This is a genomic window from Clostridium porci (assembly GCF_009696375.1).
Taxonomy (GTDB): Bacteria; Bacillota; Clostridia; order Lachnospirales; family Lachnospiraceae; genus Enterocloster; species Enterocloster porci.
Genome location: NZ_VUMD01000003.1, coordinates 266,196 through 288,978 on the forward strand (window position 1 = coordinate 266,196; position 22,783 = coordinate 288,978).

Annotated in this window: 15 protein-coding genes; 5 read left to right on the plus strand and 10 right to left on the minus strand. The window is 42.9% G+C overall.

What is annotated here, in order from left to right:
• Window positions 1–270: 270 nt before the first annotated feature.
• Both rhuM and FYJ39_RS04970 read right to left on the minus strand, forming a co-directional pair.
• Window positions 271–1,548: a RhuM family protein gene (rhuM, locus tag FYJ39_RS04965; RefSeq protein WP_328597520.1), complete on the minus strand. Its 1,278-nt coding sequence runs from the start codon at window positions 1,546–1,548 to the stop codon at window positions 271–273.
• Entirely contained in the window at window positions 1,538–4,837 is a 3,300-nt protein-coding gene (locus FYJ39_RS04970) for an ATP-dependent DNA helicase (protein ID WP_154471340.1), read from the minus strand. The genes rhuM and FYJ39_RS04970 overlap by 11 nt, the downstream gene beginning before the upstream one ends.
• Before the next feature lie 229 nt (window positions 4,838–5,066).
• Here FYJ39_RS04970 and FYJ39_RS04975 point away from each other — a divergent pair, with 229 nt between their 5' ends.
• Window positions 5,067–5,981: a transposase gene (locus tag FYJ39_RS04975; RefSeq protein WP_328597518.1), complete on the plus strand. Its 915-nt coding sequence runs from the start codon at window positions 5,067–5,069 to the stop codon at window positions 5,979–5,981.
• Window positions 5,982–6,243: 262 nt separating this feature from the next.
• Here the strand turns inward: FYJ39_RS04975 and FYJ39_RS04980 are convergent, their stop codons facing one another.
• From FYJ39_RS04980 to FYJ39_RS05000, 5 genes are all read right to left on the minus strand, one after another.
• Entirely contained in the window at window positions 6,244–7,401 is a 1,158-nt protein-coding gene (locus FYJ39_RS04980) for a helix-turn-helix domain-containing protein (RefSeq protein WP_154471341.1), read from the minus strand.
• Window positions 7,402–7,412: 11 nt separating this feature from the next.
• The gene (locus FYJ39_RS04985; protein WP_154471342.1) at window positions 7,413–8,156 is read right to left on the minus strand and encodes a DUF5986 family protein; all 744 of its coding nucleotides are present in this window, start codon (window positions 8,154–8,156) and stop codon (window positions 7,413–7,415) included.
• A gap of 297 nt (window positions 8,157–8,453) precedes the next feature.
• On the minus strand, window positions 8,454–9,830 hold the full coding sequence (gene rlmD, locus FYJ39_RS04990; RefSeq protein WP_154471343.1) for a 23S rRNA (uracil(1939)-C(5))-methyltransferase RlmD: 1,377 nt from the start codon (window positions 9,828–9,830) through the stop codon (window positions 8,454–8,456).
• A gap of 155 nt (window positions 9,831–9,985) precedes the next feature.
• Window positions 9,986–10,930 (minus strand): 3'-5' exoribonuclease YhaM family protein, encoded by a 945-nt coding sequence (locus tag FYJ39_RS04995; protein ID WP_154471344.1) that lies wholly within the window; start codon window positions 10,928–10,930, stop codon window positions 9,986–9,988.
• A 124-nt stretch (window positions 10,931–11,054) separates the two neighbouring features.
• Window positions 11,055–12,395 (minus strand): S1C family serine protease, encoded by a 1,341-nt coding sequence (locus tag FYJ39_RS05000; protein WP_154471345.1) that lies wholly within the window; start codon window positions 12,393–12,395, stop codon window positions 11,055–11,057.
• A 189-nt stretch (window positions 12,396–12,584) separates the two neighbouring features.
• Between FYJ39_RS05000 and FYJ39_RS05005 the strand changes: the two genes are divergently transcribed.
• From FYJ39_RS05005 to FYJ39_RS05020, 4 genes are all read left to right on the plus strand, one after another.
• A complete protein-coding gene (locus tag FYJ39_RS05005; protein ID WP_154471346.1) occupies window positions 12,585–15,011 on the plus strand; it encodes an endonuclease MutS2 in 2,427 nt (808 codons plus the stop codon).
• A 104-nt stretch (window positions 15,012–15,115) separates the two neighbouring features.
• The gene (locus FYJ39_RS05010; RefSeq protein WP_154471347.1) at window positions 15,116–15,823 is read left to right on the plus strand and encodes a response regulator transcription factor; all 708 of its coding nucleotides are present in this window, start codon (window positions 15,116–15,118) and stop codon (window positions 15,821–15,823) included.
• Window positions 15,824–15,827: 4 nt separating this feature from the next.
• The gene (locus FYJ39_RS05015) at window positions 15,828–17,234 is read left to right on the plus strand and encodes a sensor histidine kinase (RefSeq protein WP_154471348.1); all 1,407 of its coding nucleotides are present in this window, start codon (window positions 15,828–15,830) and stop codon (window positions 17,232–17,234) included.
• Window positions 17,235–17,567: 333 nt separating this feature from the next.
• Window positions 17,568–18,617 (plus strand): hypothetical protein, encoded by a 1,050-nt coding sequence (locus FYJ39_RS05020; protein WP_154471349.1) that lies wholly within the window; start codon window positions 17,568–17,570, stop codon window positions 18,615–18,617.
• 238 nt (window positions 18,618–18,855) lie between these two features.
• On the opposite strand, the gene FYJ39_RS05025 is transcribed toward FYJ39_RS05020, so the two are convergent.
• From FYJ39_RS05025 to FYJ39_RS05035, 3 genes are all read right to left on the minus strand, one after another.
• Window positions 18,856–19,800 carry an ROK family glucokinase gene (locus FYJ39_RS05025; protein ID WP_154471350.1) on the minus strand — a complete coding sequence of 315 codons (945 nt, stop codon included), beginning with the start codon at window positions 19,798–19,800 and terminating at the stop codon, window positions 18,856–18,858.
• 51 nt (window positions 19,801–19,851) lie between these two features.
• Entirely contained in the window at window positions 19,852–21,135 is a 1,284-nt protein-coding gene (locus FYJ39_RS05030) for a DUF5711 family protein (protein ID WP_154471351.1), read from the minus strand.
• Window positions 21,136–21,241: 106 nt separating this feature from the next.
• Complete coding sequence (locus tag FYJ39_RS05035) at window positions 21,242–22,660, minus strand: LysM peptidoglycan-binding domain-containing protein (RefSeq protein WP_154471352.1); 1,419 nt, start codon at window positions 22,658–22,660, stop codon at window positions 21,242–21,244.
• Window positions 22,661–22,783 lie beyond the last annotated feature (123 nt).

Sequence of the window (22,783 nt, forward strand, 5' to 3'; positions counted from 1 at the left end):
CCTTCTCTTTTCCTGTGAAATATATAGATAGAAAACCTTCAACCCATGCTCTTTTAAGACATAATCCTTAATCTTAGCATAAGTTACCTTACTTTCTGCCGAAGTCAAATCCAGCTTGTTTAACTCCAATTCAACCTCAATATCATCATCTGCTTTTTATTGGGATAAAAGTGTTACAGTCTCCACATGTGTTGAGGGTGTGATTCGGATGCCTGAAAGGCGTACTTTCGCCTTGACAGAAACATCCGTTGGTTTTTACCCCCTTATTATTCATGCATTATCCTTTTTCACCTGCAAAACCATTTTATCAAAATCTGATTCGAATAGCCGATCCTGGATAATACGATATTTTTCATATTCCGTTTCAGCATATCCTTTCGCAATCTCCATAGAAATTTTCCCTGCATTCTCTAAAAGGTCCCTATCATCTGCCAACAAGAATTTATCAATTCGCTCTGCCCAGTCCTGCATTGTCATGGGAATGTGTCGCTTTGCCCGTCCTTCTGCCAAATCCAGAAAAGCATTGACTATCCTCGCCAAATCTTCAAGTTCCTCTTTCGACAAATAATTTTTTGCTATGCTGACATCGGATTTTAAAACTTTACCATCCGGAGAGTTTTTCCACGATGTCAATCCCATATGTTCCTGCGTGTGATCTGCCCTGCTGTATATAATCTCTGCAGCGGTCTGGTGAGAAATTGCATAATGCATTTTATTCTGCACTTTGGCAAAGAACTTTCTTGTTAATGGAGAATCCTTATCATAATCAATACTGGTTGCATAAATATCTGTTATTTTTTGATAAAACCGCCTCTCGCTTAGTCGGATTTCCCGAATTTCTTCCAGCAGTTTCTCAAAATAATCTTCGCCGATGAAAGAACCATTTTCCATCCGTTTTCGATCCATTACATAACCTTGTATCGCATAGGTTCGCAGTACCTGGGTAGCCCATCTTCTAAACTGAGTAGCCCGCATGGAACTCACGCGATATCCAACAGAGATAATTGCATCCAGATTATAATGCTCAATCTCCCGATTTACCGACCGGTTACCTTCCTTTTGAACTACTCGAAATTTTCGAGCAGTTGCCTCTCTATCCAGTTCCCCACTATCAAAAACCTCTTTCAAATGATATGTTATGGTATTCGATTCCACATCAAATAATTGTCCCATCATCTTTTGTGTCAGCCATAAGTTTTCGTCCTGATATAATACCTCTACCGTATCCGCGTCTTCCTGTATAGAAAAGATCAAAAATTCTGCTGCACTGCTGCGGATATTCAATGCGGTCTTTCTATCATTCATGTATGTTTCTCCCTCCATGTCAAGATAATTTTTTGTAATTACCTCATCTGATTTAAAACCCTTTCCCTCCAGAGCATTCTTCCATGTCGTCAGTCCCATATGTTCTTTATGATAATCAGTAGACTTATACATAATCTCTGCTACTATATGATTTGTGATAGCATAATGAAACTTGTTTTGAATTATGCTATAAAAATGATATCTATTTTTCTTTTGCTCCTTTGATTTCCCATTAATCAGTATCTATCCCTAATTTTTTCTTGATCAGCGTTAGCGATTTTTGTTCTTTTTTCTCTTTGGTAAACCCCTCCACTATACTTTGCATCGTTTCGGCACTCCAATAGATTCTAAGTTTTTCCCTAGCACGAGTAATTGCAGTATAGAAAATATCATGCGTTATTTTTTCTGCATTGTTAGACGGAATTACTATTTTTACCGAATTAAACTCTAACCCCTGCGCCTTATGAATGGATACTGCATATGCAATCTGAAAAGGAATGATTGTCTTAATTCGGTCTTCATCTTTCAATTCATCATTATACGCAATGACATCTAACAGAATTCTTGTCTTCGCTTCCATTCTCTGCAGTACTTCAAAACTCTCATTTCTACACTGTTGTTCATTCAAAACAGTATCAACATCAAGCGTAAATGAAATCGCACTATCATTAATTGAAATAGAAACAATCCTTCCCGTAAGATTATTGTAAAGTAATGATGAACGATTGGGATTCACAAAAATAATCGGATCTCCGACCTTAAATATCCATCCATTCCACGAATATGGTTTGCTGGATGTATTCGCATTTTGAAAATAAAGATTCATGCTATTTAACCCAAATTTCCCATCATAATTTAAGCACAATACAATCTCACCATCTTCGTGTACAAATATATCTTCTCCAATATCAGAAGAAAATGGACCATCCATGGAAAGCTTTTCTGTAATTATCGGTTCGACAGTTCTTACTTCGCTCCACAAACTCTTTAGCTCTTCCTTATCAGTTCTCCATGTACTAAAAAGTTCAACATTAGAATCTTTTGATTTGATAATATCCTTCGCATAATAGAACCAATTTCCATAATCAATTGATTCAATCTGGTATACATCTCCTGACAATACAAGTAATGTTTCTTTATTTACTTTCTTTAGAAACATATCCATCATTCTATTATCTATAGTGCTACACTCATCAATGAATACAATATCATAATCCAAAATTGTACTTGATTTTACATAACTATCAATCGTTTTAAAAATACCATCAGCTCCTGGATTTTTTATATTTCTTTCTAAATTTTCTAAGGCTGTACGTGTTTTTGAAAGAAACAACTTTTTAGAATCACACATCATATTGGATATATGATTCATCAATGTAGTCTTTCCTGTTCCTGCTGCTCCATAAATAAGCATTACATTGGTATTTACAAATGCATTCTTCAAAGCAGACTCTTTTATCTTATCATCAAAATCGTTATTACATCTTTTAATATACTCAGCGTTTACTGTCTTTTGTCCTTTATTCTCGCACTTAGATAAAGATATTAATTTTGTTAGTATGGACAATGTGGTTTTTTCATAAAACTCGATAAAAAGTAATTTATTATTACTTTTTATTGAAAATCCTTGGCCTTTTTCCCACTCATACAAATTTGCGTTATATTTATCAACTTTCTCCAGATTTGCCACAGAATCCATATTAAAATACAACTCTCCTGTTTCCTTTATCTGCCGCTCAATCTCTAAATAAGGTCGTACTATATTGTACTTTTGAGGGTCATCAACAATTTCAAGAATATCTGTTAATCTACCCTTGCTAGATTTCCCCCCTGCTATGTTTGAAATAAATGGCTTTATTTCAAATGGATAACACTTACTTGAGATATATGGGCCATTTTTTAGTGTCCTCACATTATGAAAGTCGGGTAATACTTCTTCTATTGTCTCCTCCCTCAAATTAAGCAATATATATCGTATTGTATATTGCCCACTTTGACTTGATGATTTTGAGTATTTAAGTTTTAATTCATCAAAAATCTCCTTAATTTCTGAAGTATTTGTTTTTCCAAAAATATCATTTAGTACTTTGTTATAATTAGCATCACTCAATCGAATGATATCCAAAAAGTTCATGCCTGTCTTGGTAAGGAAATTCATTAATGAATTATACTCTCCATATTTCGAACTGATTTTTGTACTTTTATATAGAATTTTACTTAACAAATTTAAACATCTAGGGTCAACAGACACTTTCCAATTCGTCACAACTTTAACTTTATTTTTTACCCTCCATAAAGTTATTTCTGCATTTTCATAAGCAATTTGTATAGAATATCTAGTTGAAATATTTTCTTTAGTATATACAGTGATTCTATTAAATTTTGTTGCAAAACGCCCAGCTAACTGTAATGTGATTTCGAAATATCTTTCTCCATTTACAAAAAATGGCGTTTTTCTCTGAATATAATACCTGGTTACCGTAGGATTCTTCGGAGTCAAATCTATAGAAGAAATGCTATGTGCCACCATTTTATAATATTCTTCATCAAGTTTATCTGTATTTAATGGAAATTCCTCCAAATTATCTAACACCTTAATATCATAGCTATTCTTTAAAAAGCGCCTGATTTCCCAAAGATAACTATAGTATTTCAACATCAATCTTTCTGCTTGTCCATCATCTGGAATCCTTGAGCCTACATATTTGATACCCTTCAAAAAATTACATAAGTATTTTGTTTCAACATTAAACTGAGCTATCTCCCATGCCAAACGCTCATAAACATTCTCATATCCTAATTTAACAGCATTTAATATTAGTGCAGCGTAGCATAAGTCATATAATCCATTTACTATTCTATTTGAAATATAGTCGCGGGACTTGCCTTCAATTTTAAATCTATTGATTTCTGAAGATATATCCTCACATCTACGCTTAATAATCTTTATTGCATCTTCCTTGGTCAGTATTTCATTTCTTAGTTTATTCAAAAATAAATGAGTCTTTTCAATTTCTTTAAGCTTTTCACAAAACCTGCTTACACTTTCATCCGTATCTTTAATTTCCTCTTCGAGACAAAACTTAATAGTGGTACTATCTTTCTCAAAATCTATTGAATGGATCACTTTGGGAGACATATATTTCCAAAACACTCTCTTTTGTCCCCTAATCTCAGGGTTTAGAACAACAAAAAGAATACCCGGATCTAAGGTCACCTCACCCGCAATATAAGCAGGAAATGCCAAACTTTGTAAACTATATGATATAATGTCATCCTTCTCCGTATAGCAAGTAGTGCCTTTTATTTGAACAATAAAATTCTGTTCCGGCATTCTTGATAATTCTGGATTCGAAACAAACTCGAATGATCCATCAATATTCGGCCATTTATCATTATAAGAAAAATTTGTATTTATTTTGCCATCTGAACTCAAAAACGATTTTAATGTTGTAACGGCAGCATCATCTTCTACAGAACGCTTGGAATGCGTCTTTATGTGACTATTTATTGCGTTTCTATTCAAATCCAAAATATTACCTTCTTTTCAAATAACTTATAGCCATGAGCAAAACTCCACACATCTAGTATTTATGCGTCTTTGCGAGGCATGGCAAACCTCTTTATCACTCCAAATTTATAGAAACAATCAGCTCACTTTAATATAATTAAGTTGTCAAAATCAATAACACCGAAAGGCGCTGATTGTTATCTATCGCCAGGAAATTTTAAAAGATATTCGTCTTTTTACGTCTCAGCCAGTGGCTAAGTTTTATGATTCCCTTTTCCTGAATCTTGACCTCTCTTCCGTTCAGGAATACCCTGTCACAGGGCGAAAAGGGTTTTCCAACCATGCTATGGTTTGTGCTTTTATCGTTATGAAATGTGAAGGCCTTTCCATGATTTCTGACCTTGTTGATTATCTGAATAACAACCTTCTCATTGCTCATTACTGCGGTTTTGATATTTCCGGGCCACTTCCATCTTATTGGACCTTTGACCGTTTTCTAATTAACTTCGATCATTCCATCTTATCTGACATCATGAAAGCACAGGTTCTTTCCCTTGCCGATAAGGAAATCATTGACTCTTCCTTTATAGGACTTGATTCCACTCCCATAGAAGCAAATACCTCGCAAAACAATCCCAAATCTTTCATCAGTAATAAATTTAATCCTGCTTACCAGCCAAAAGCTGATAAGGACTGTAAGCTCGGAGTTCATGCTGCTTCCAACCAGACGGTTGAAAAGAAATATAAATTCTACTGGGGATATAAAAATCATGTCCTTGTAGACTGTATTTCTGGACTTCCCATTTATGAAATGACTACAACCGCCGAGGTTAACGATTCCACCGTTGCTCTGGATATTCTGGCTGATACGCACGGTTTTCTCTCTGTTGCAGAATGCACCTTTCTCGCTGATAAAGGCTACGATGTTAAAAACATCTACAACCAGGTAAAACAACTTTACGAAGGTGAGTGCATTATTCCCTTGAATAAAAGAAACACCAAAAATCCAAAGCTGCTCCCGCAAGGAAATCCTATCTGCGAAGCCGGGCTCGCCATGTGGAAAGATGGTAAGTTTTCTGACAAAGGACGTACCCGGCAGAAATTCTGTTGTCCCTTAAAGACTTCTCCTGATGCTTTTTGCTCTCATAGTATCTCTGTGGTGTAAGTTTTGGACTTACGTTAGCTTTGCTGTCCTCAGAAATTCATCTCTTTTCTAATTGCAAAGATAACTGCTAACGTTCAACTATAAATCATAACGTTTTGCTCATCTCTTAATAACTTATATTAAAAAGGCGAAGATATCCCCGCCCTCCTCATTAATGTTTTGCTGCTTTTGATTAGATAATCTAGTAAGAAATTGCTTTTGACATAAGAGCCAGATTAGTAATCCTGTTCTTTTTATGTAAAGAATTTCTTCTAAATACCAATTACTTTCTTTGTAATTCTATAACTTCTCCTTTACTATCATTTTGACATAAGTATCCTTCCGGTAAATTTAAAATTTCTTCAACGGTCTTACTATATAATATAATTCCATTTTCTTCTAACTCACCCAAAAATTCTTTTCCCGTAACACCATCCTCTTCAATTATCATTTTCATTGCTTCTTTTATATATCTTGGTTTAATAGTTGGTGTTTCCTTATCTAATGGCTCAGCTGTTCGGTATCCTTTTTGAGATAATTGTTTCATTAAATATTGATACTGATTCACTGTTATTAATTCAAGATGTTTTGCTCTCACAATTAATGCTGCTGCTGAAACATGATATTTTTTTTTCAATCTAATATAAAAGTTCAAATCAGTTTTTGAAGATGTCATCAAGTCACTTGTATAAAGTTCTTTCGGAACTAACAAGGCTCCTGCAAATCGATTCATTGTATCTTCCATTTCCTTATATTCCAATTTTGACAAATCATCTACATTATAAAAATCATCTAATAATAAATGACCCAATTCATGAGCCGCACTAAAATTTCTTCTAAATGCATTGTCTTTATCACTTCCGAGAATTACCACTGCCGTTGTTTTACCATCAACTTGTTGAATCTGGCTATATGCATCTATATGTTTTGTATTTGTAAAAACAGAGTTCACAAAAATACCATGCTTCTCCATTTCATCAATCAAATTAGCAATTGGTTGTTTTTTCAGTCCCCATACTTTCCTTACCTTCTCTGCTAGTTCTTCAACATCAATATCATTCAAATCATTTGTATCACATAAAGCTAATTGTGGAAATTCTATATATTCACCAATTACGTTCATAATTGCTACAAAAAGTTTCACTCTTTCGATCTGTGCCATTCTTTCCTTATTAGATGTCGCAACCATTGATCTAAAATAGGTATCTCCAATGACAATTTCTTTTTTAGACACCCCATAGAAGTAGTCTCTGGGAAATCCTAATATAGAAGATAACTTTATCATTGTTTCTAGCTTAGGCTCCGCTTTATTTGTTTCAAATTGCGAAATCGCCTGTTTCGAAACACCTGCTTGTTCAGCGACGTCAGTAATTGTCATAGAATTATAAAGTCTGGCTGTTTTTAACCTTTCTCCATTAAAGGATGTTAAATTCTCAGACATAACATCTACCTCTATTCATTTATCTTCTTTGTTGTTCTTTTTGTTTTTTCAACTCGTTTCATCCTTGGCTTACGCTGCAATAAAACAATATTTTCTAAAACTTCTGACTCTTGACCTGCTTCTTCTGATATTTCATATTCAGTTGCAATATATGTGTTCCAGTTTTCATCTTTATAAAAATCTAATCCCTTTGAAGGAATAATGCCTCTTATATTTTTGACAACACCAAATCTATCGGAATCAAATGCAATCAAAACATACCGTTCGATATCTCCATCGATTTTTCTAATCATTGATTTTAAAATTTTTTCCAACACTTCATTTCCTTCTTCATCATAGAAATCTACACCAAATAAACTCATTTGATGATAAATCGGTTCGTATGTTTCGGCAAGTTCATCATTCAACTTACTCAACGCATTTAGGTAATGAAATAAATGATCTGAGATTTTTTTCTGTATATTGGTCAGATTTTTTTCTCTCATCAGTGTATATAAATAATGTGTCTCTTTATCATAAAGCCCAAGGAATTTCCAGATCCCTCTATTCATTACTACAATTTGAAAAGAATCTACAGGTAAAACCTCTGATGCACATTTATTTATATAATTCCAAATCTCACCATCTCTTCCATTATCGGTAAGAAAGTTTTGTTCATTTACATGTTCGTCATATAAGTAATATGCATTTGGAATTGCTTCGGCAATCATTCTTATATATAATGGTTTAAGAGGAATATCTACTTCGTAATTCAATTGTGTCTCCAATCCTTTCTATCATTATTTTCTATAACCATTTTACCATTTTAAGGATTTTAGTCAAGTAGTTTTCTCAATTTAATATTTTTTGTCACAGCAACAAGTTCTGTTCTTCCTCACAATTGATTTTTTATTCTATATGCTATTTTCTTCCTCTCTCCTTAATTTTCCCCAATCACTCTATGACTCTCTTTTTCTCGTACACATCTATTAAAATGAATAAAAAGTCGAGCAAATCCAGCCATTTTTAACTTTGCTTTACCCAGGCTCACAACATCTTGTGGCCAATCCCTGTTATTTCTTCTTATCACCACAATACGTCATCATTATCACGACCTCCACATGATAAGTTCCTGGAAACATATCACAACACCGAACCCTCTCTATCCTATATCCCCCATCCGCCAAATACCTCAAATCCCTAGACAGCGTAGCCGAATTACAGCTTATATAAACCACCCTCTTAGGCCCCATCTTAAGTATGGTATTCAGACACAACTCATCACACCCCTTCCGTGGCGGATCCAACACAATTACATCTGCATACAGCCCATTCTTCTCATATTCCTCCAACAGTACCTCTTCTGCCCTGCCAACAAAAAACTCCACATTCCTAATCCCATTTATTTCGGCATTCTTTTTGGCATCCCGAATAGCCTCAGTCACAAGCTCCACTCCGTAAACCATCTTAGCCCTCTGAGCCAGAAATAGAGAAATTGTTCCTATCCCGCAATAAAGATCCCATGCCACTTCATCTCCTGTAAGTTCCGCAAACTCCAGTGCAGTCCTATATAGCTTCTCTGTCTGATCCGGATTCACCTGATAAAATGATAGGAGCGAAATCTGGTACTTTACAGCTCCGATATAATCCGTAATATACCCCGGCCCATAGATATCTACGATCTCCTTACCCATAATTACATTGGTTTTCTCCCGATTCATACTGTAGGAAATACTGGTCATTCCCTTCACCTGCAGCAGCAGTTCTGCCAGGCGTTCTTTTTTCGGAAGTCTTTCCCCATTAATCACCAGACAGACCATCAGCTCCCCGGTTCGAAAGCCCTTTCGAATCAGCGCATGCCTCACAAGTCCTTTGTGTTCTTTTTCACTATAGGGACGAAGCCCGTTCTCTTTCATAAACCTCTTTATAATTCCTAATATTTCCCGGTTCTCCTCCACGCCCAGAAGACAATCCTCATTTTCAATAATATTGTGAGTCCGCCCGGCATAAAAGCCGGTTATAATCTCCCCCTCCTTGTTCTCTCCAAATGGGAACTGAGCTTTATTCCTGTACCTCCAGGGCTTCTCCATCCCTATAATAGGCAGCATTTCAATCTCATCTCTGGAAAATTTTCCAATCCTCAGCAGGTTATTAAGCACCTTCCGCTCCTTAAACCGCAGCTGCTCCTCATAGCTCATTGCCTGAAGCTGACACCCCCCGCACTGTTTTGCTACCGGACACAGCGGCTCTGCCCGGCCTGGCGAAGGCTCCAGCACCTCCATCAGACGGGCAAAGCCATAGGTCTTCTTCATTTTCATAGCCTTAGCCCGAACTACATCCCCCATAACCGTATCCTTAACAAACCAGATGTACCCATCTACCCTGCCCACTCCAGCTCCGTCCTCATTCATATCCTCTATGGCAACCACGAACTCCTGATTTTTCTCCATATCTCCATCCTTCCTCTTACAAAATGATAGAAAACAGGCCGGAAACGCACCTTACCTATATCTAAGGGCAGTCTCCGGCCTGTACATTAACCTTTAACTATGCCTTTTATCATTTGACCTGCTCCATACCTTTATTAAACACAGTCAATGCTAAATTACTCTGCTGTCTTCCTGATATTCGTCTCCAGCAGCCGGTTGTACCCCAGCCACCCCTTATTCTCTCCGCCTGCGTTCAGTGCTTCGAGCATCGTTTCCATCTTGGCGTCTGTGTTATCTGCGAAATTCAGCGCCAATGCCTCCAGCAGAGCCGGTTTCTTCGGAGAACCGTACTCCAGCTCCCCATGATGGGCGATAATACAATGCTTAAGCTCTGAAGCCAGTCCGGGAGGAAAATCCTTGATAGCCCGTATTGCGCTGCTGACCATCTCCGTCCCAATCACAATATGGCCTAAAAGCTGTCCATCATCCGTATAGTCATTTTCCGGGAATCGTGACAGCTCCTTCACCTTTCCGATATCATGGAACATCGCAGCTGTGAGAAGCAGATCCCGATTGAGCTGAGGATAATATCCCGCGTAATAATCGCACAGCTTTGTGACACTCAGCGTATGCTCCAGCAATCCGCCCACAAAGCCATGGTGCACGCTCTTTGCAGCTGAGTGAAACTGAAATGCCCTTGCAAACGCAGGGCTCTCCACAAAATACAGAGACAGGAGTTTATTAAGATAAGGATTCTTGATGCTGTCTACAAATCCCAGCAGCTCCTGATACATTTCCTCAATGTTCTTCTTGGATACCGGCAAATAATCAGCCTCCGCATATTCTCCTGCCTGAGCCCTTCGAATTCGGCGTATATTAAGCTGGTGGGAGCTCTGAAACAGCGTCACGTCCGCTTCTATATGAACATAATCCATGGTTTCAAACTCCCCTACTCCCGGGGAATTCAAATCCCAGATTTTAGCATCAATCGTCCCTGTCTTATCCTGGAGCACCAGATTACCGTATTCCTTGCCATTCTTGGTAAGCGCAATCTGCTTGTTTTTACACAAGTACACATCTGCCACATGCATGCCTTCTCTGAAGGCGTCAATATATTTCATTCTCTCTTTTCCTCATCTTTCTATAAGCTATAAGCCGCAACCCACGCTCCAGCATGGCCACCCCCAGTTCTACTTTCTGACAGCCCATCTAAAGCCCTGGCAACAGCGCAGCCAGGCGTTCTCACTACCTGGCTCCGATTGTTACCTGAAACTCTATTTCTGTATATCCGTTTTTTCCGCTGCGCAGCACAGCTACCTTGATTTTATCCCCTAAGCTAAGAGCCTCTATCTGATTCTGGAAATCCTTCATATTCCCTATCTTCGCCCCGTTTACCCAGGTAATAACGTCTCCGGGCTGGATACCCGCATTGTATGCAGGGCTGTCATTTACCGAGGTAATTACATAAATGCCCTCCGGCATGCCACTATCCTCCATCGCCTGGCTGACCTCCTGACCCTGGATTCCAAAGTAAGGCACTTCGCTGCCATTGCTCATTTTTTCCAATACACCTTTGTAGTCCGAAACAGCTGCTACTTTCGTCATGGTACTGGCGCTGCTCTCGTCATACTTATCCGTCGTCCATCCTATTAGCTCTCCCTCAGTGTTCAGCACAAAGGTTCCCGCAGACGAATCTCCCGCCACATCTGCATAAAAAATTCTGGTAGCGCCGTCCACTGCCTGTACGTTCCGCAGCACACAGGAAATACTGCCATAGGCGCTGGAACGGACAATTCCTGCCGGGGCTCCCACAGCTACCACTACGTCTCCCTGCTTCACACCGTAAGAATTTCCCAGAGCAATCACCTTCACCTTATCAAACTGCTCTTTATTCATCTGCGATCCGTCAACGCCTACAACTGCCAGCTCCATAATCGAATCACTCTGCTTAACCGTACCAGGCAGCACTGTGCCGTCGGAAAATGCTACTTCAATGGTATCAGCAGCCTCCACAGCTTTCTCTGGAGTTAATATAAGAATCTCCGTTGGGGCCCTGGCTATAACCACACCGGAAAACTGTCCCGATGTTTCTATGGGATTATCAAACCAGTCCATCTCATGCTGTATGGAATGTACCACCACCAGGCCATTATCTGCATCAGCAGCAACGCTGCGCAGATTTCCATAAAGCTTATTAAAATCATCCATCGAATACTGGTATTTTTCAAGCTCTGAACGAATCATTTCATCCACGGGCTCTGTTTCCAAAACAGACTCGGAAACCGAAGCCTCCCCAGTGGACGGCACAGTCTCAGGCTCATCCTTTGGAATGGTGATCTGACTTCCCTCTGATCCTATTTCCTGCCCCATAAGCCGCTGGGCCACGGGCCTGGTAAGCACGAAGCATACTGCCGACAGTACGCCAAACAATACAGCGCAGAAAACAGTAAGCAGGACTCTTCTGGCTTCCTGCCTTTTAGTCATAGGAGGACGTACGATCTTTTCATTGATAAAGGGATGAGACTTGTCCTGCTCCGACTGCTGCCGGCTGCTGTCTCTGTGGTGATCTGCACGTTTATCCGCCATTGTATTCCTCCTTACGAAGAACTTTATATCCTATTATACGTTTCTTCCATGCAATATGCAAGATTTTATAGAGGAAAAGATAGCAAAAAAGATAGTAAATATCGTTTTTTGTGTTATAATTTAGATGCTGGCTTCAGCAAAACAAGCACTCGTAACGAATTATTTATATATAAACAACAGGGGAATTTCATGAATCAAAAGGTATTAAAAATATTGGAATTTGATAAAATAATCAAAGAGCTTACAGAATATGCCTCTTCCTCCTTAGGCAAGGAGCTGTGCGGCAGGCTTACGCCATCTTCTTCCTTCGAGGAAATTCGCGCCTGGCAGGCTCAGACCACCGACGCGGTCACAAGGATTCGCTTGAAGGGCTCCATCTCCTTCTCCGGCGTAAAGGATATTGGAGATTCCTTAAAGCGTCTAGACATCGGCAGCTCTTTAAGCATACCAGAGCTTCTTTCCATCAGCTCACTTCTCACCGCAGCTGCCAGGGCCAAGGCCTACGGCCGTCATGATGGGGAAAAGGGAGAGCAGCCTGATGACGGATTTGACTCTTTAGAGCCGCTTTTTGCAGCACTGGAGCCGCTGACTCCTCTGAACAACGAAATCAAGCGGTGTATCCTCTCTGAGGACCAGGTGGCAGATGATGCAAGCATCGGCCTCTCCCATATAAGGCGTTCCATGAAGCATATCGCCGGCCGTATCCATTCACAGTTAAACTCCACCCTCAATTCCAACCGTGCTTATCTTCAGGACGCAGTCATTACCATGAGGGACGGACGGTACTGTCTTCCTGTCAAGGCAGAGTATAAAAACCAGGTCTCAGGTATGGTTCATGATCAGTCCGCTACCGGCTCTACTCTCTTTATAGAGCCTATGGTAATTATCAAGCTGAACAACGAACTACGAGAGCTGGAAATACAGGAGCAAAAGGAGATCGAAGCAGTGCTTGCCTCCTTAAGCAACGAAGCTGCCCCCCATATGGAGACGCTGAAGCTGGACATGGAGCGTTTGGCCCAACTGGACTTTATTTTCGCCAAAGCCGGCCTGTCACGCCATTACAAATGCAGCGCCCCAATATTTAACAACAAGGGCTATATTCATATAAAGGACGGACGCCACCCTCTGTTAAATCCTCAAAAGGTCGTGCCTATCAACCTCTGGATGGGAAAGGAGTTTGATCTCCTCATCGTAACCGGTCCCAATACAGGCGGCAAAACCGTCTCACTCAAAACCGTAGGCCTTTTTACCCTTATGGGCCAGGCGGGGCTTCATATCCCGGCCTGGGAAGGCTCTGAGCTGGCTGTATTTGAGGAAGTGTTCGCGGATATCGGCGATGAGCAGAGCATTGAACAAAGCTTAAGCACCTTTTCTGCCCATATGACCAATATTGTAACGATTCTAAATGAAGCAGGCTCCCATTCCCTATGCCTCTTTGATGAGCTGGGAGCAGGTACAGACCCTACGGAGGGGGCGGCTTTGGCTATCTCCATCCTTTCCTTCCTCCACAACCTGAAGTGCCGTACCATGGCAACTACCCACTACAGCGAGCTGAAGGTATTTGCCCTCACTACCTCCGGCGTGGAAAATGCCTCCTGCGAATTTAATGTGGAAACTCTGCAGCCCACCTACCGGCTGCTTATCGGCGTTCCAGGTAAAAGCAATGCCTTTGCAATTTCCAAAAAGCTGGGCCTGCCGGACTACATTATTGAGGATGCGAAAACTCATCTGGAAGCTAAGGATGAATCCTTTGAGGATCTTCTGGCCAGCCTGGAGTCCAGCCGCCTAACCATTGAGAGGGAGCAGGCGGAGATCAATACCTATAAAGAGGAAATCACACAGCTGAAAGCCCGTCTGACTCAAAAGGAGGAACGCCTGAATGAACGCAAGGAAAAAGTTCTGAAAAATGCGGCTGAGGAAGCCCAGCGCATCCTAAGAGAAGCTAAGGAGACAGCGGATCAGACCATCAAGCAGATTAACAAGCTGTCCTCCAGCTCCGGTATCAACAAAGAGCTGGAAGCTGAACGGGCTAAACTGAGGGAACAGCTTAAGAAGGCTGACGATCAACTGGCAGTCAAGTCCAAAGGGCCAAGCCAGCCCATTTCTCCCAAGAAGCTGAAAATCGGAGACGGAGTGAAGGTTCTGTCCATGAATTTAAAGGGCACAGTAAGCACTCTTCCCAATGCAAAGGGCGATCTCTATGTACAAATGGGAATACTCCGCTCCCTGGTCAACATAAAGGATCTAGAGCTGCTGCATGAAAAAGACATCAACGCAAGCTTTGGCGACGGCTCTTCTGCCAGCTACGGCAGCAGAGCCCAGAACCGCAGAGAAGGAAGCAGCAGCCAGATTAAACTATCCAAATCCTCTACCATTTCCACAGAAGTTAATTTAATTGGCATGACTGTGGACGAGGCAATGCCTGTAATGGAGAAATATCTGGACGATGCGTACCTGGCCCACCTGTCCAATGTACGGGTCGTACACGGCCGCGGCACCGGAGCTCTGAAAAATGCCTGCCATAAACGGCTGCGCCAGTTGAAATACGTAAAGGACTTCCGACTAGGTGAGTTCGGAGAAGGGGATAGCGGCGTAACTATCGTGACATTTAAATAGCCCGGCACCATTGCGAAAAACCATGCCCAACAGATGCCCGGCATAGATAGCATTTAAGGGATTAATGTTTGATCTCTTAGCGCTCATAGCAAGGAGGATTATATATGGCAGAGAAACAAAAGGTTCTGATTGTTGATGATGATGCAAACATTGCGGAATTGATTTCCCTTTACCTGATGAAAGAGTGTTATGAAACCATGATTGTAGGAGACGGAGAGGAAGCCCTGCGGGTATTTCCGGAGTTTAAGCCAAATCTGGTGCTGCTGGATTTAATGCTGCCGGGAATCGACGGCTACCAGGTTTGCCGGGAGCTGCGCGCCAGCTCTCAGGTGCCTGTTATTATGCTATCGGCCAAAGGCGAAATCTTCGACAAGGTTCTGGGACTGGAACTGGGAGCAGACGACTACATGATCAAGCCTTTTGACTCCAAAGAGCTGGTAGCCAGAGTTAAGGCAGTACTGCGCCGTTATCAGGCTTCTCCTTCTCCTACCCCATCTTCCCAGCAGCAGGGTGAATATGTGGAATACCCGGATCTAATCGTAAATCTGACCAATTATTCTGTTATCTATATGGGCCACTCCGTGGAAATGCCTCCGAAGGAGCTGGAGCTTTTATATTTTTTAGCCGCCTCTCCCAACCAGGTATTTACCAGGGAACAGCTTTTGGATCACATCTGGGGCTATGAGTACATTGGAGATACCCGTACCGTAGACGTACATATCAAGCGTTTGCGAGAAAAAATCAAAGATCACAAAAGCTGGGCCATCAGTACCGTTTGGGGAATTGGTTACAAATTTGAGGTAAAGAGGTAAAGCCATGACCCGTTCCTTGTATTCCAAATTTATACTGGGATATCTGCTCTTCGGTCTGCTGGGTTTCATTACCGTAGCCACCTTTTCATCCAAAATGACAAGGGACTATCTGATCCAGTACAAAGCCGATACCCTCTATGATGAAGCCAATGCTATCGCTTCCTCCTGCAGTTCCATGTATCAGGGGAAGCGGATGGACACGGAAGAAATCACCTTCCAAATCCGCGCTCTATCCAAGTACATTCAGGCGGAAATATGGGTTGTAAACCGGCAGGGCTCCATTATCATGGACAGCACCAACGGCACCAGGCTTCAAGATACAATCAGCAACTTCGATCCTGCTGCAGCCGGAAACCGTTCTTATTCCATCGGACAGTACTACAGACTTTTTAAGGAGGATGTGCTCAGCGTATCCGCTCCTATCACCGGCAATTACAACACCTACGGCTATGTGCTGATTCACATGCCTATAAGACAGATTACTCAGACTCAGAATGATATCCTGAATATATTGTATATATCAGCAGCTGCTCTGTTCGGTCTCTCCCTTATCATTCTGCTGGTATTTACACAAACTGTATATCTGCCTCTGCGCAAGATCACGGTAGGAGCCAATGAATATGCAGCCGGGAACCTGAATTACCGGATCGATGTCAACACCCATGACGAGATGGGTTATTTGTCGGATACACTGAATTATATGTCTGACGAGCTGAACAAGATGGAAAGTTATCAGAAAAACTTTATTGCTAACGTATCCCACGATTTCCGTTCTCCTCTTACCTCTATCAAAGGGTATCTGGAGGCAATTCTGGACGGCACCATTCCTCAGGAAATGTACGAAAAATACATTTCCCGGGTTATTTCCGAAACCGATCGTCTCCACAAGCTGACAGAGAGTATGCTTACCTTGAACTCTCTGGATGCCAAGGGTTACCTGTCCCGCTCAAACTTCGATATTAACCGCGTTATCAAAGATACGGCCGCCTCCTTTGAGGGAACCTGTGACGCAAAGCATATCCGCTTTGAGCTGACCTTTTCAGACAGCATACAGATGGTGTATGCAGACCTGGGGAAAATCCAGCAGGTCATGTACAATCTCATCGACAATGCTATCAAATTCAGCCACCACAATTCCACCATTTATATACAGGCTTCGGGACAATATGAAAAGATATTTGTCTCTGTAAAGGATACGGGAATCGGAATTCCCAAAGACAGTCTAAAGAAAATTTGGGAACGCTTCTACAAAACAGATTTATCCAGAGGCAAGGACAAGAAGGGTACTGGACTGGGGCTTTCTATTGTAAAGGAAATTATCCAGTCTCACGGGGAAAATATAGACGTAATCAGTACCGAGGGCGTTGGAACAGAATTTATTTTTTCCCTTCCCCGCTCTACTAACTTTTAAGTAAAATGTAAGACAATCCTCTGGGGCATGTGGTATAATATCTCCGGATATGATACCGCGCTGGTTCGGTGACACGCGAATGCGTGGCAGAGCACCGTTCCGAACCATGTGCATCCCCCGGAGGGATACCATAGCCGGAGGATATGGTATAATGAGCCTTACAACGGTATGCAGTTGGGTAAACCGGTACAAGGCGAATACCCACATTAAGATGCCCGCCGAAATAGCAGAATGCCTCCAGGTATGCTTCCCCCTTCTTCTCTGATACAAGGAGAAGGGCAGGTATAAAATCTGCTCATGCAATTCAATTACGTTTCAGAAAGGACTGAGCCTATGATTCTATCAAAAAAACTGGGCGCCACGCTTTTATTTTCAATGCTTCTTTCAGCAGCTCTGGCCTCTGGCGCCACCGCTGCTGGCAAATCAAAGGTTGGAAAAATTACGTTAACCTTTGACACGGATATCCGTACCGGCAGCAGTGGAGGAGAGGTGTATGTTTCAGCCTCCGGCAGTAACACTGACGCCTACTATGTCGATTCTGTGGAAGTAATCAACGACGAGGGCGATAACTGGACCCGCTCTAACCCACCGGAAGTGGAAATCGTCCTGGGTGTGGAAGATGAGGAGGAATACTATTTCGGCAGTGAGTCTGCCGGCAGCTTTAAGCTGAATCTGAGCAGTTCCATCAAAAACCGTTATGATAAGGTGGACTTTGTAAAGGCCGATCGGCAGGACAACAATGGAGCTCTGATTCTTACCGTCCGTCTGGTGTTTGATAAGGATGCGGACATCAGCAGGGCAGCCGCTCCCTCCGGCGTCAAATGGACTGATGCCAACGATGCCACTGGCAGCTGGAACGATGTATCTACAGCCAAGTATTATCAGGTGCAGCTGTTAAAAGACAGTACAGCTGTTAGCTCTATTGAGTCTGTTTACGAGAACACCTATCGTTTTGCCCATTTAATCACAGAGCCGGGAACCTACCATTTTAAAGTCCGTTCCGTAACATCCAGCAACAATGCCAAGAGCAGCTGGATTACCTCCGGCTCCTGGACTGTCTCAGCTGAACAGGCGGCGATTCTTGGAAATACCCCTCTGGCTTTGGCCGTCTCCAACGGCAGCACAGGAAGCTGGGAACGGGCAGCCGACGGAATCAGATGGTGGTGGAAGAATCCAGACGGCTCATACCCGGCAGCCGCCTGGCTGGAAACAGACGGAAACTGGTACTACTTTGACAAGCAAGGCTATATGCAAACCGGATGGGTTGAAATACACGGAGTCTTCTACTATCTGGATACTGGAACCGGCGCCATGTACGCCAGCCGGCGTACCCCAGATGGCTTCTGGGTAGACGAAAGCGGAGCATGGGTTCCCGGAATGTAACAATCGAAAGGGCTTTCTATCACAAATAAACGTTCAGTCCTGACACGGCAAAACCTGTCTTAAGACTGAACGTTTTGATCTGATTATTTTATCCCCTCTTTTTAAGAAAGATCGTTTCAGAAGACCAGGATTCGCATATTCGTTGTACCCCTCTGACGTCTTCTTTATCCCCCCATGTTATGGATATACTGGTTGTATAGGAACCGTTTATTGATTTTTTCTTTAGCCTTCGTAGGTTTTACAAAATCAAACGAGCCGCTCCGTAAATCCCTGCATCGTTTCCCAGGGTAGCCAGCCCCAACTTGGCCTTGCGAGGGGAGATAACTGTAAAATGGTCGTAGTGCTTCTGAATCACATCAATCAGAAACTGGCCCGCCTTCGATACGCCTCCTCCGATAACAAAAATCTCCGGATCTACGATCATCACTACCATGGATAATGCCAGACCCAAATAATGTCCTACTACTTCCATCACCTCCAGAGCCAGCGCATCTCCGGCCTTGGCTGCATCCAGCACGTCTTTTGCGGTAACAGTATCTCCAAGCTCCCTAAGGGCTGAGGGCTTATCGCTGTTTGCCAGCTTTCTTCTGGCCTCCCTTGCAATGCCTGTGGCAGAGCCTATCTGCTCCACGCAGCCTATGCCGCCACAGTTGCAATGCTCCCATTCCTCATCCCTCACATGAATATGTCCAATCTCGCCGCCCAGTCCGTGCTTTCCTGCCACAATCTTCTGATTCAGAATTACACCGCCTCCAACACCTGTTCCAAGAGTGATCATGACCAGATCGCTGTAGCCTTTACCTCCACCCTGCCACATTTCACCTAATGCAGCCACATTGGCATCATTGCCGCTTCTTACCCTTATGCCATCCAAAAGAGCGCTTAATTCTTCCTGAGGATTTAACTTGCGCCAACCCAGATTTACACACGTCTCCACATATCCATCAGGAAGCACAGGCCCGGGAACACCCAGTCCTACGCCCTTCACCTCCGTTTTTAGATCAATGCCCTTTTCAGCAGTGCGGCTTTTGATGGAGGACGCCACATCCGGCAGAATATATTTACCGCCTTCCTCCTTCCTAGTCTCCACCTCCCACTTATCAAGAAGCTCTCCAGTAACCTCAAATAATCCGATTTTTACAGAAGTTCCTCCGATGTCAACTCCGATACATTTCATCCCCATGGTACGCTCTTCCTTTCTTTCTATATACTGCCGAGTGTCTTTATACTCACTCTATCGCAGCTTTATTTCCTTTATCATCTGGGGACCCGTCACAAGAAGCGTGCCTGGGTAACGCCCAGCAGATACCTTGGATACAGTAAAATCAAAGGTTCCGTTAAACTTTTCAGTGCCTGTCATATTGTAGGCCACGCAGGCACTCTCATTGTACAGAAGAACCAAATCTCCGTCAATATCAAAGCCTGTATACTGAAAATTAAAGGTTTTATTAAATACAGGGGTTCCGTCATTTTTATATATCTTAAGACTGTAGGGATTTTCCCCTTCCATATTGTCCGTCACTACCCCCACATATTCCTGGGTACTGCTGATGCTGCGGATATTCTCCTCAATGAGCACCTGCTTCACAGACTCAGGGGAGGTTTCCACTCTAGTGGAAAAAAACTGAAGCCCCTTGTCTGTAAAAATGACGGCATGGCTGTCATCCAGAAAATGAACGCTTCCAGCCATGGCGTCTGCCAAATCTGCCGGAAAGAAAATTCCAACCACACGGTTGGGGTCATTCTTTCCCAGACTGAAATTGTAAAAAACAATCTTGCATTTTATCATGCCCTGATCCAGATACATGTAGGAGGTAAGCAACTGGGTTCCTCCCGGTGAGAGGCTCATGGCTACCGGATAGCCGTCTCCTGAAAGGAGGGATTTGATCCAAATCTCCATAGCCCTCCCATCCCGCTCATAATAGTAAATATAGCTGGCATTGGCGTCCTCCTGCAGGGCGGCAACAACCCCATGAGCAGATACGCTTACCTGAAGAATAGGAAGCAGAGTGGCAGCCTGTCCAATACATCCAGTTTTGTCACAAATATAGATACGATTACCCTGCTGGTCTCCAATAGCCGCATAATCACCATTGACAGAAACTACCGGCGATTTCATCTCATAGCTTAGAACCCACACCACACGGCCCTGGGAGTCAATATAGGACGCTCCGTCCTTGGTGTACTTAAGTACTCCATCTTCGAAATCCCTGTATTCACAGAAGCTGCCCTCTCCCTTAACCGCAGACTCCTGAGCCTCACTTAAAAGGCTCTTTTCCCAGATAACCTGATACTCCGTAAAGGAATGATAGCGGTCATACTGGTACAGCGCCAGGGCGGTAATAACTGACAGAATTACCAGAATAAGAACGATGAGCAGCCGCTTTCGGACTGCCCTGAGGCGGGCGTTATGTACAGCCTTACGGCCGTCCTCCTCATAGGAACCGCCAGAGGGAACTATCCGGCGTTTTAACTGCTTTTTTTTATTTTCACGGCTCATTGAACTGGTGCTGCCCATCTTACCTTCTCCCAATAATCGTCTTTCGCATCTATGGATAAGTATACAACAATTCTGGGCAAAACGCATTACCTTTTTGGAGAGGCCGGAATTTTTCCTCTGATTTCTACGGAACAAGAAGCTTCTGTCCTGCGTAAATGCTGTTCTGGTCAGAGAGGGCATTGACCCGGCATATCTCGTCTATGTGACCTAAATTCTGATATAGCTTATAACAGATTCCGTATAAAGTCTCCCCGTCAGTCACTGTGTAAACCTTGTAGTTCACAGCCGAAACCGTCTCATCAGAGGCATTTTCCCTCCCCCCTGAGGGAGGAAGCCCGGAAGTGCCTGCCTCTTTCTCATCGGAAGCTTTCGTCTCCTGAGACTGGGCTGCCTCCTTCTGAGCCTCTGTGAAAGCCGGAGTCTGAATAGCTCCTGTTTCTTCTCTCTGCGTCTGTTCTGTCTGATCCCCGGAGGGAGATGTCTCTGACACGTTCTGAAGTTCTGAGATTACAGCCTGGGATTCCTGGCTGTCCTGGCTGCTGTGGCCTCCATCTCCAGATACCGGCATAGTCTCCGGGTTTACCTGGGCAGGCAGTTCCTTCCCAGCCTCATCTGCCGGAGCTGTGGTAGGATACACCTCTCCTGCCGCTTCCTCAATAAGATAATCCGGCTCATCTGCTGAAGTCCAGCCTTTTCCTGAGGAAGCTTCCATCTTATCCGAGGCCTTTCCGAAATCAGCCAGAAGTTCTCCTGCGCCCCGTCCCTCCGGCATAACCGAGGCAATGACGCTTTCCATACGGTGAAGCTTCTGATAATTACTGAACATAGCCACGCCGCCTGCCAGAACCGTAACCGCAAGTACACTGCACACACCTGTCAGTACGCCCACGGCTCCTCTGTGACGCATGGCCTCATATTTACGCTCGTCCATCCTCTGCTTAAAGTCCTGTATTACCTTATCATTCATTCCTGCTTCCGACCGGAAGGAATCCTTTTGCAGTATCATGTAATCCTGCATCATCTGATTTCGTTCATAGTAAATGCTGTAGCCCCGCAGCTTATAAAAGCCATCAGCTGATGCTATGTAAGCTGCTTCTTCTCCCTCCAGGCCGGAGTTCAGATACATCAGCTGATTCTTTCCTGTAAAGTACTGGCTGTGCTGGCGCCAATAGTTAAGAGGGCTTAAGGTGCAGCCGGGCCCGCCGCAGAGAAACCATCCCTGAACAGTACGTTTTGGAAACATCTGCTCCACCTCCTGGTACGCCTTTTTCCAAGCGTCCTCAGTGAAAACCACCTTCTCCCCTTCCTCTGTAACAGATTCCATTTCCAAAGCTCCATCCACAAACACATAGGGTACATCCTCATGTACCTCTCTGCTTCCAAGAAGAAGTCCCACACGCAAATCAGACCCCCTGGCTGGCCGGAGGCGTTTTAAATAAGTTTTTACATAATCTTCCAAATATAATTTTAAAATCTGGTCCCTTTCACCAATCTGCCGTATGTTCTTAGGCAGTCTGGGAAAAGGTTCATATAATTCTCCCATCGAATCACCCCGCTGTCTTTCTTAAAAAACATTTGGCGCCAAAGGCCATCGGACACTTTGCGTCTAGCGTACCTGGGAGATCCTAAGAAGATCTCTCAGCGCTTATACTAATTTAAGCTATCC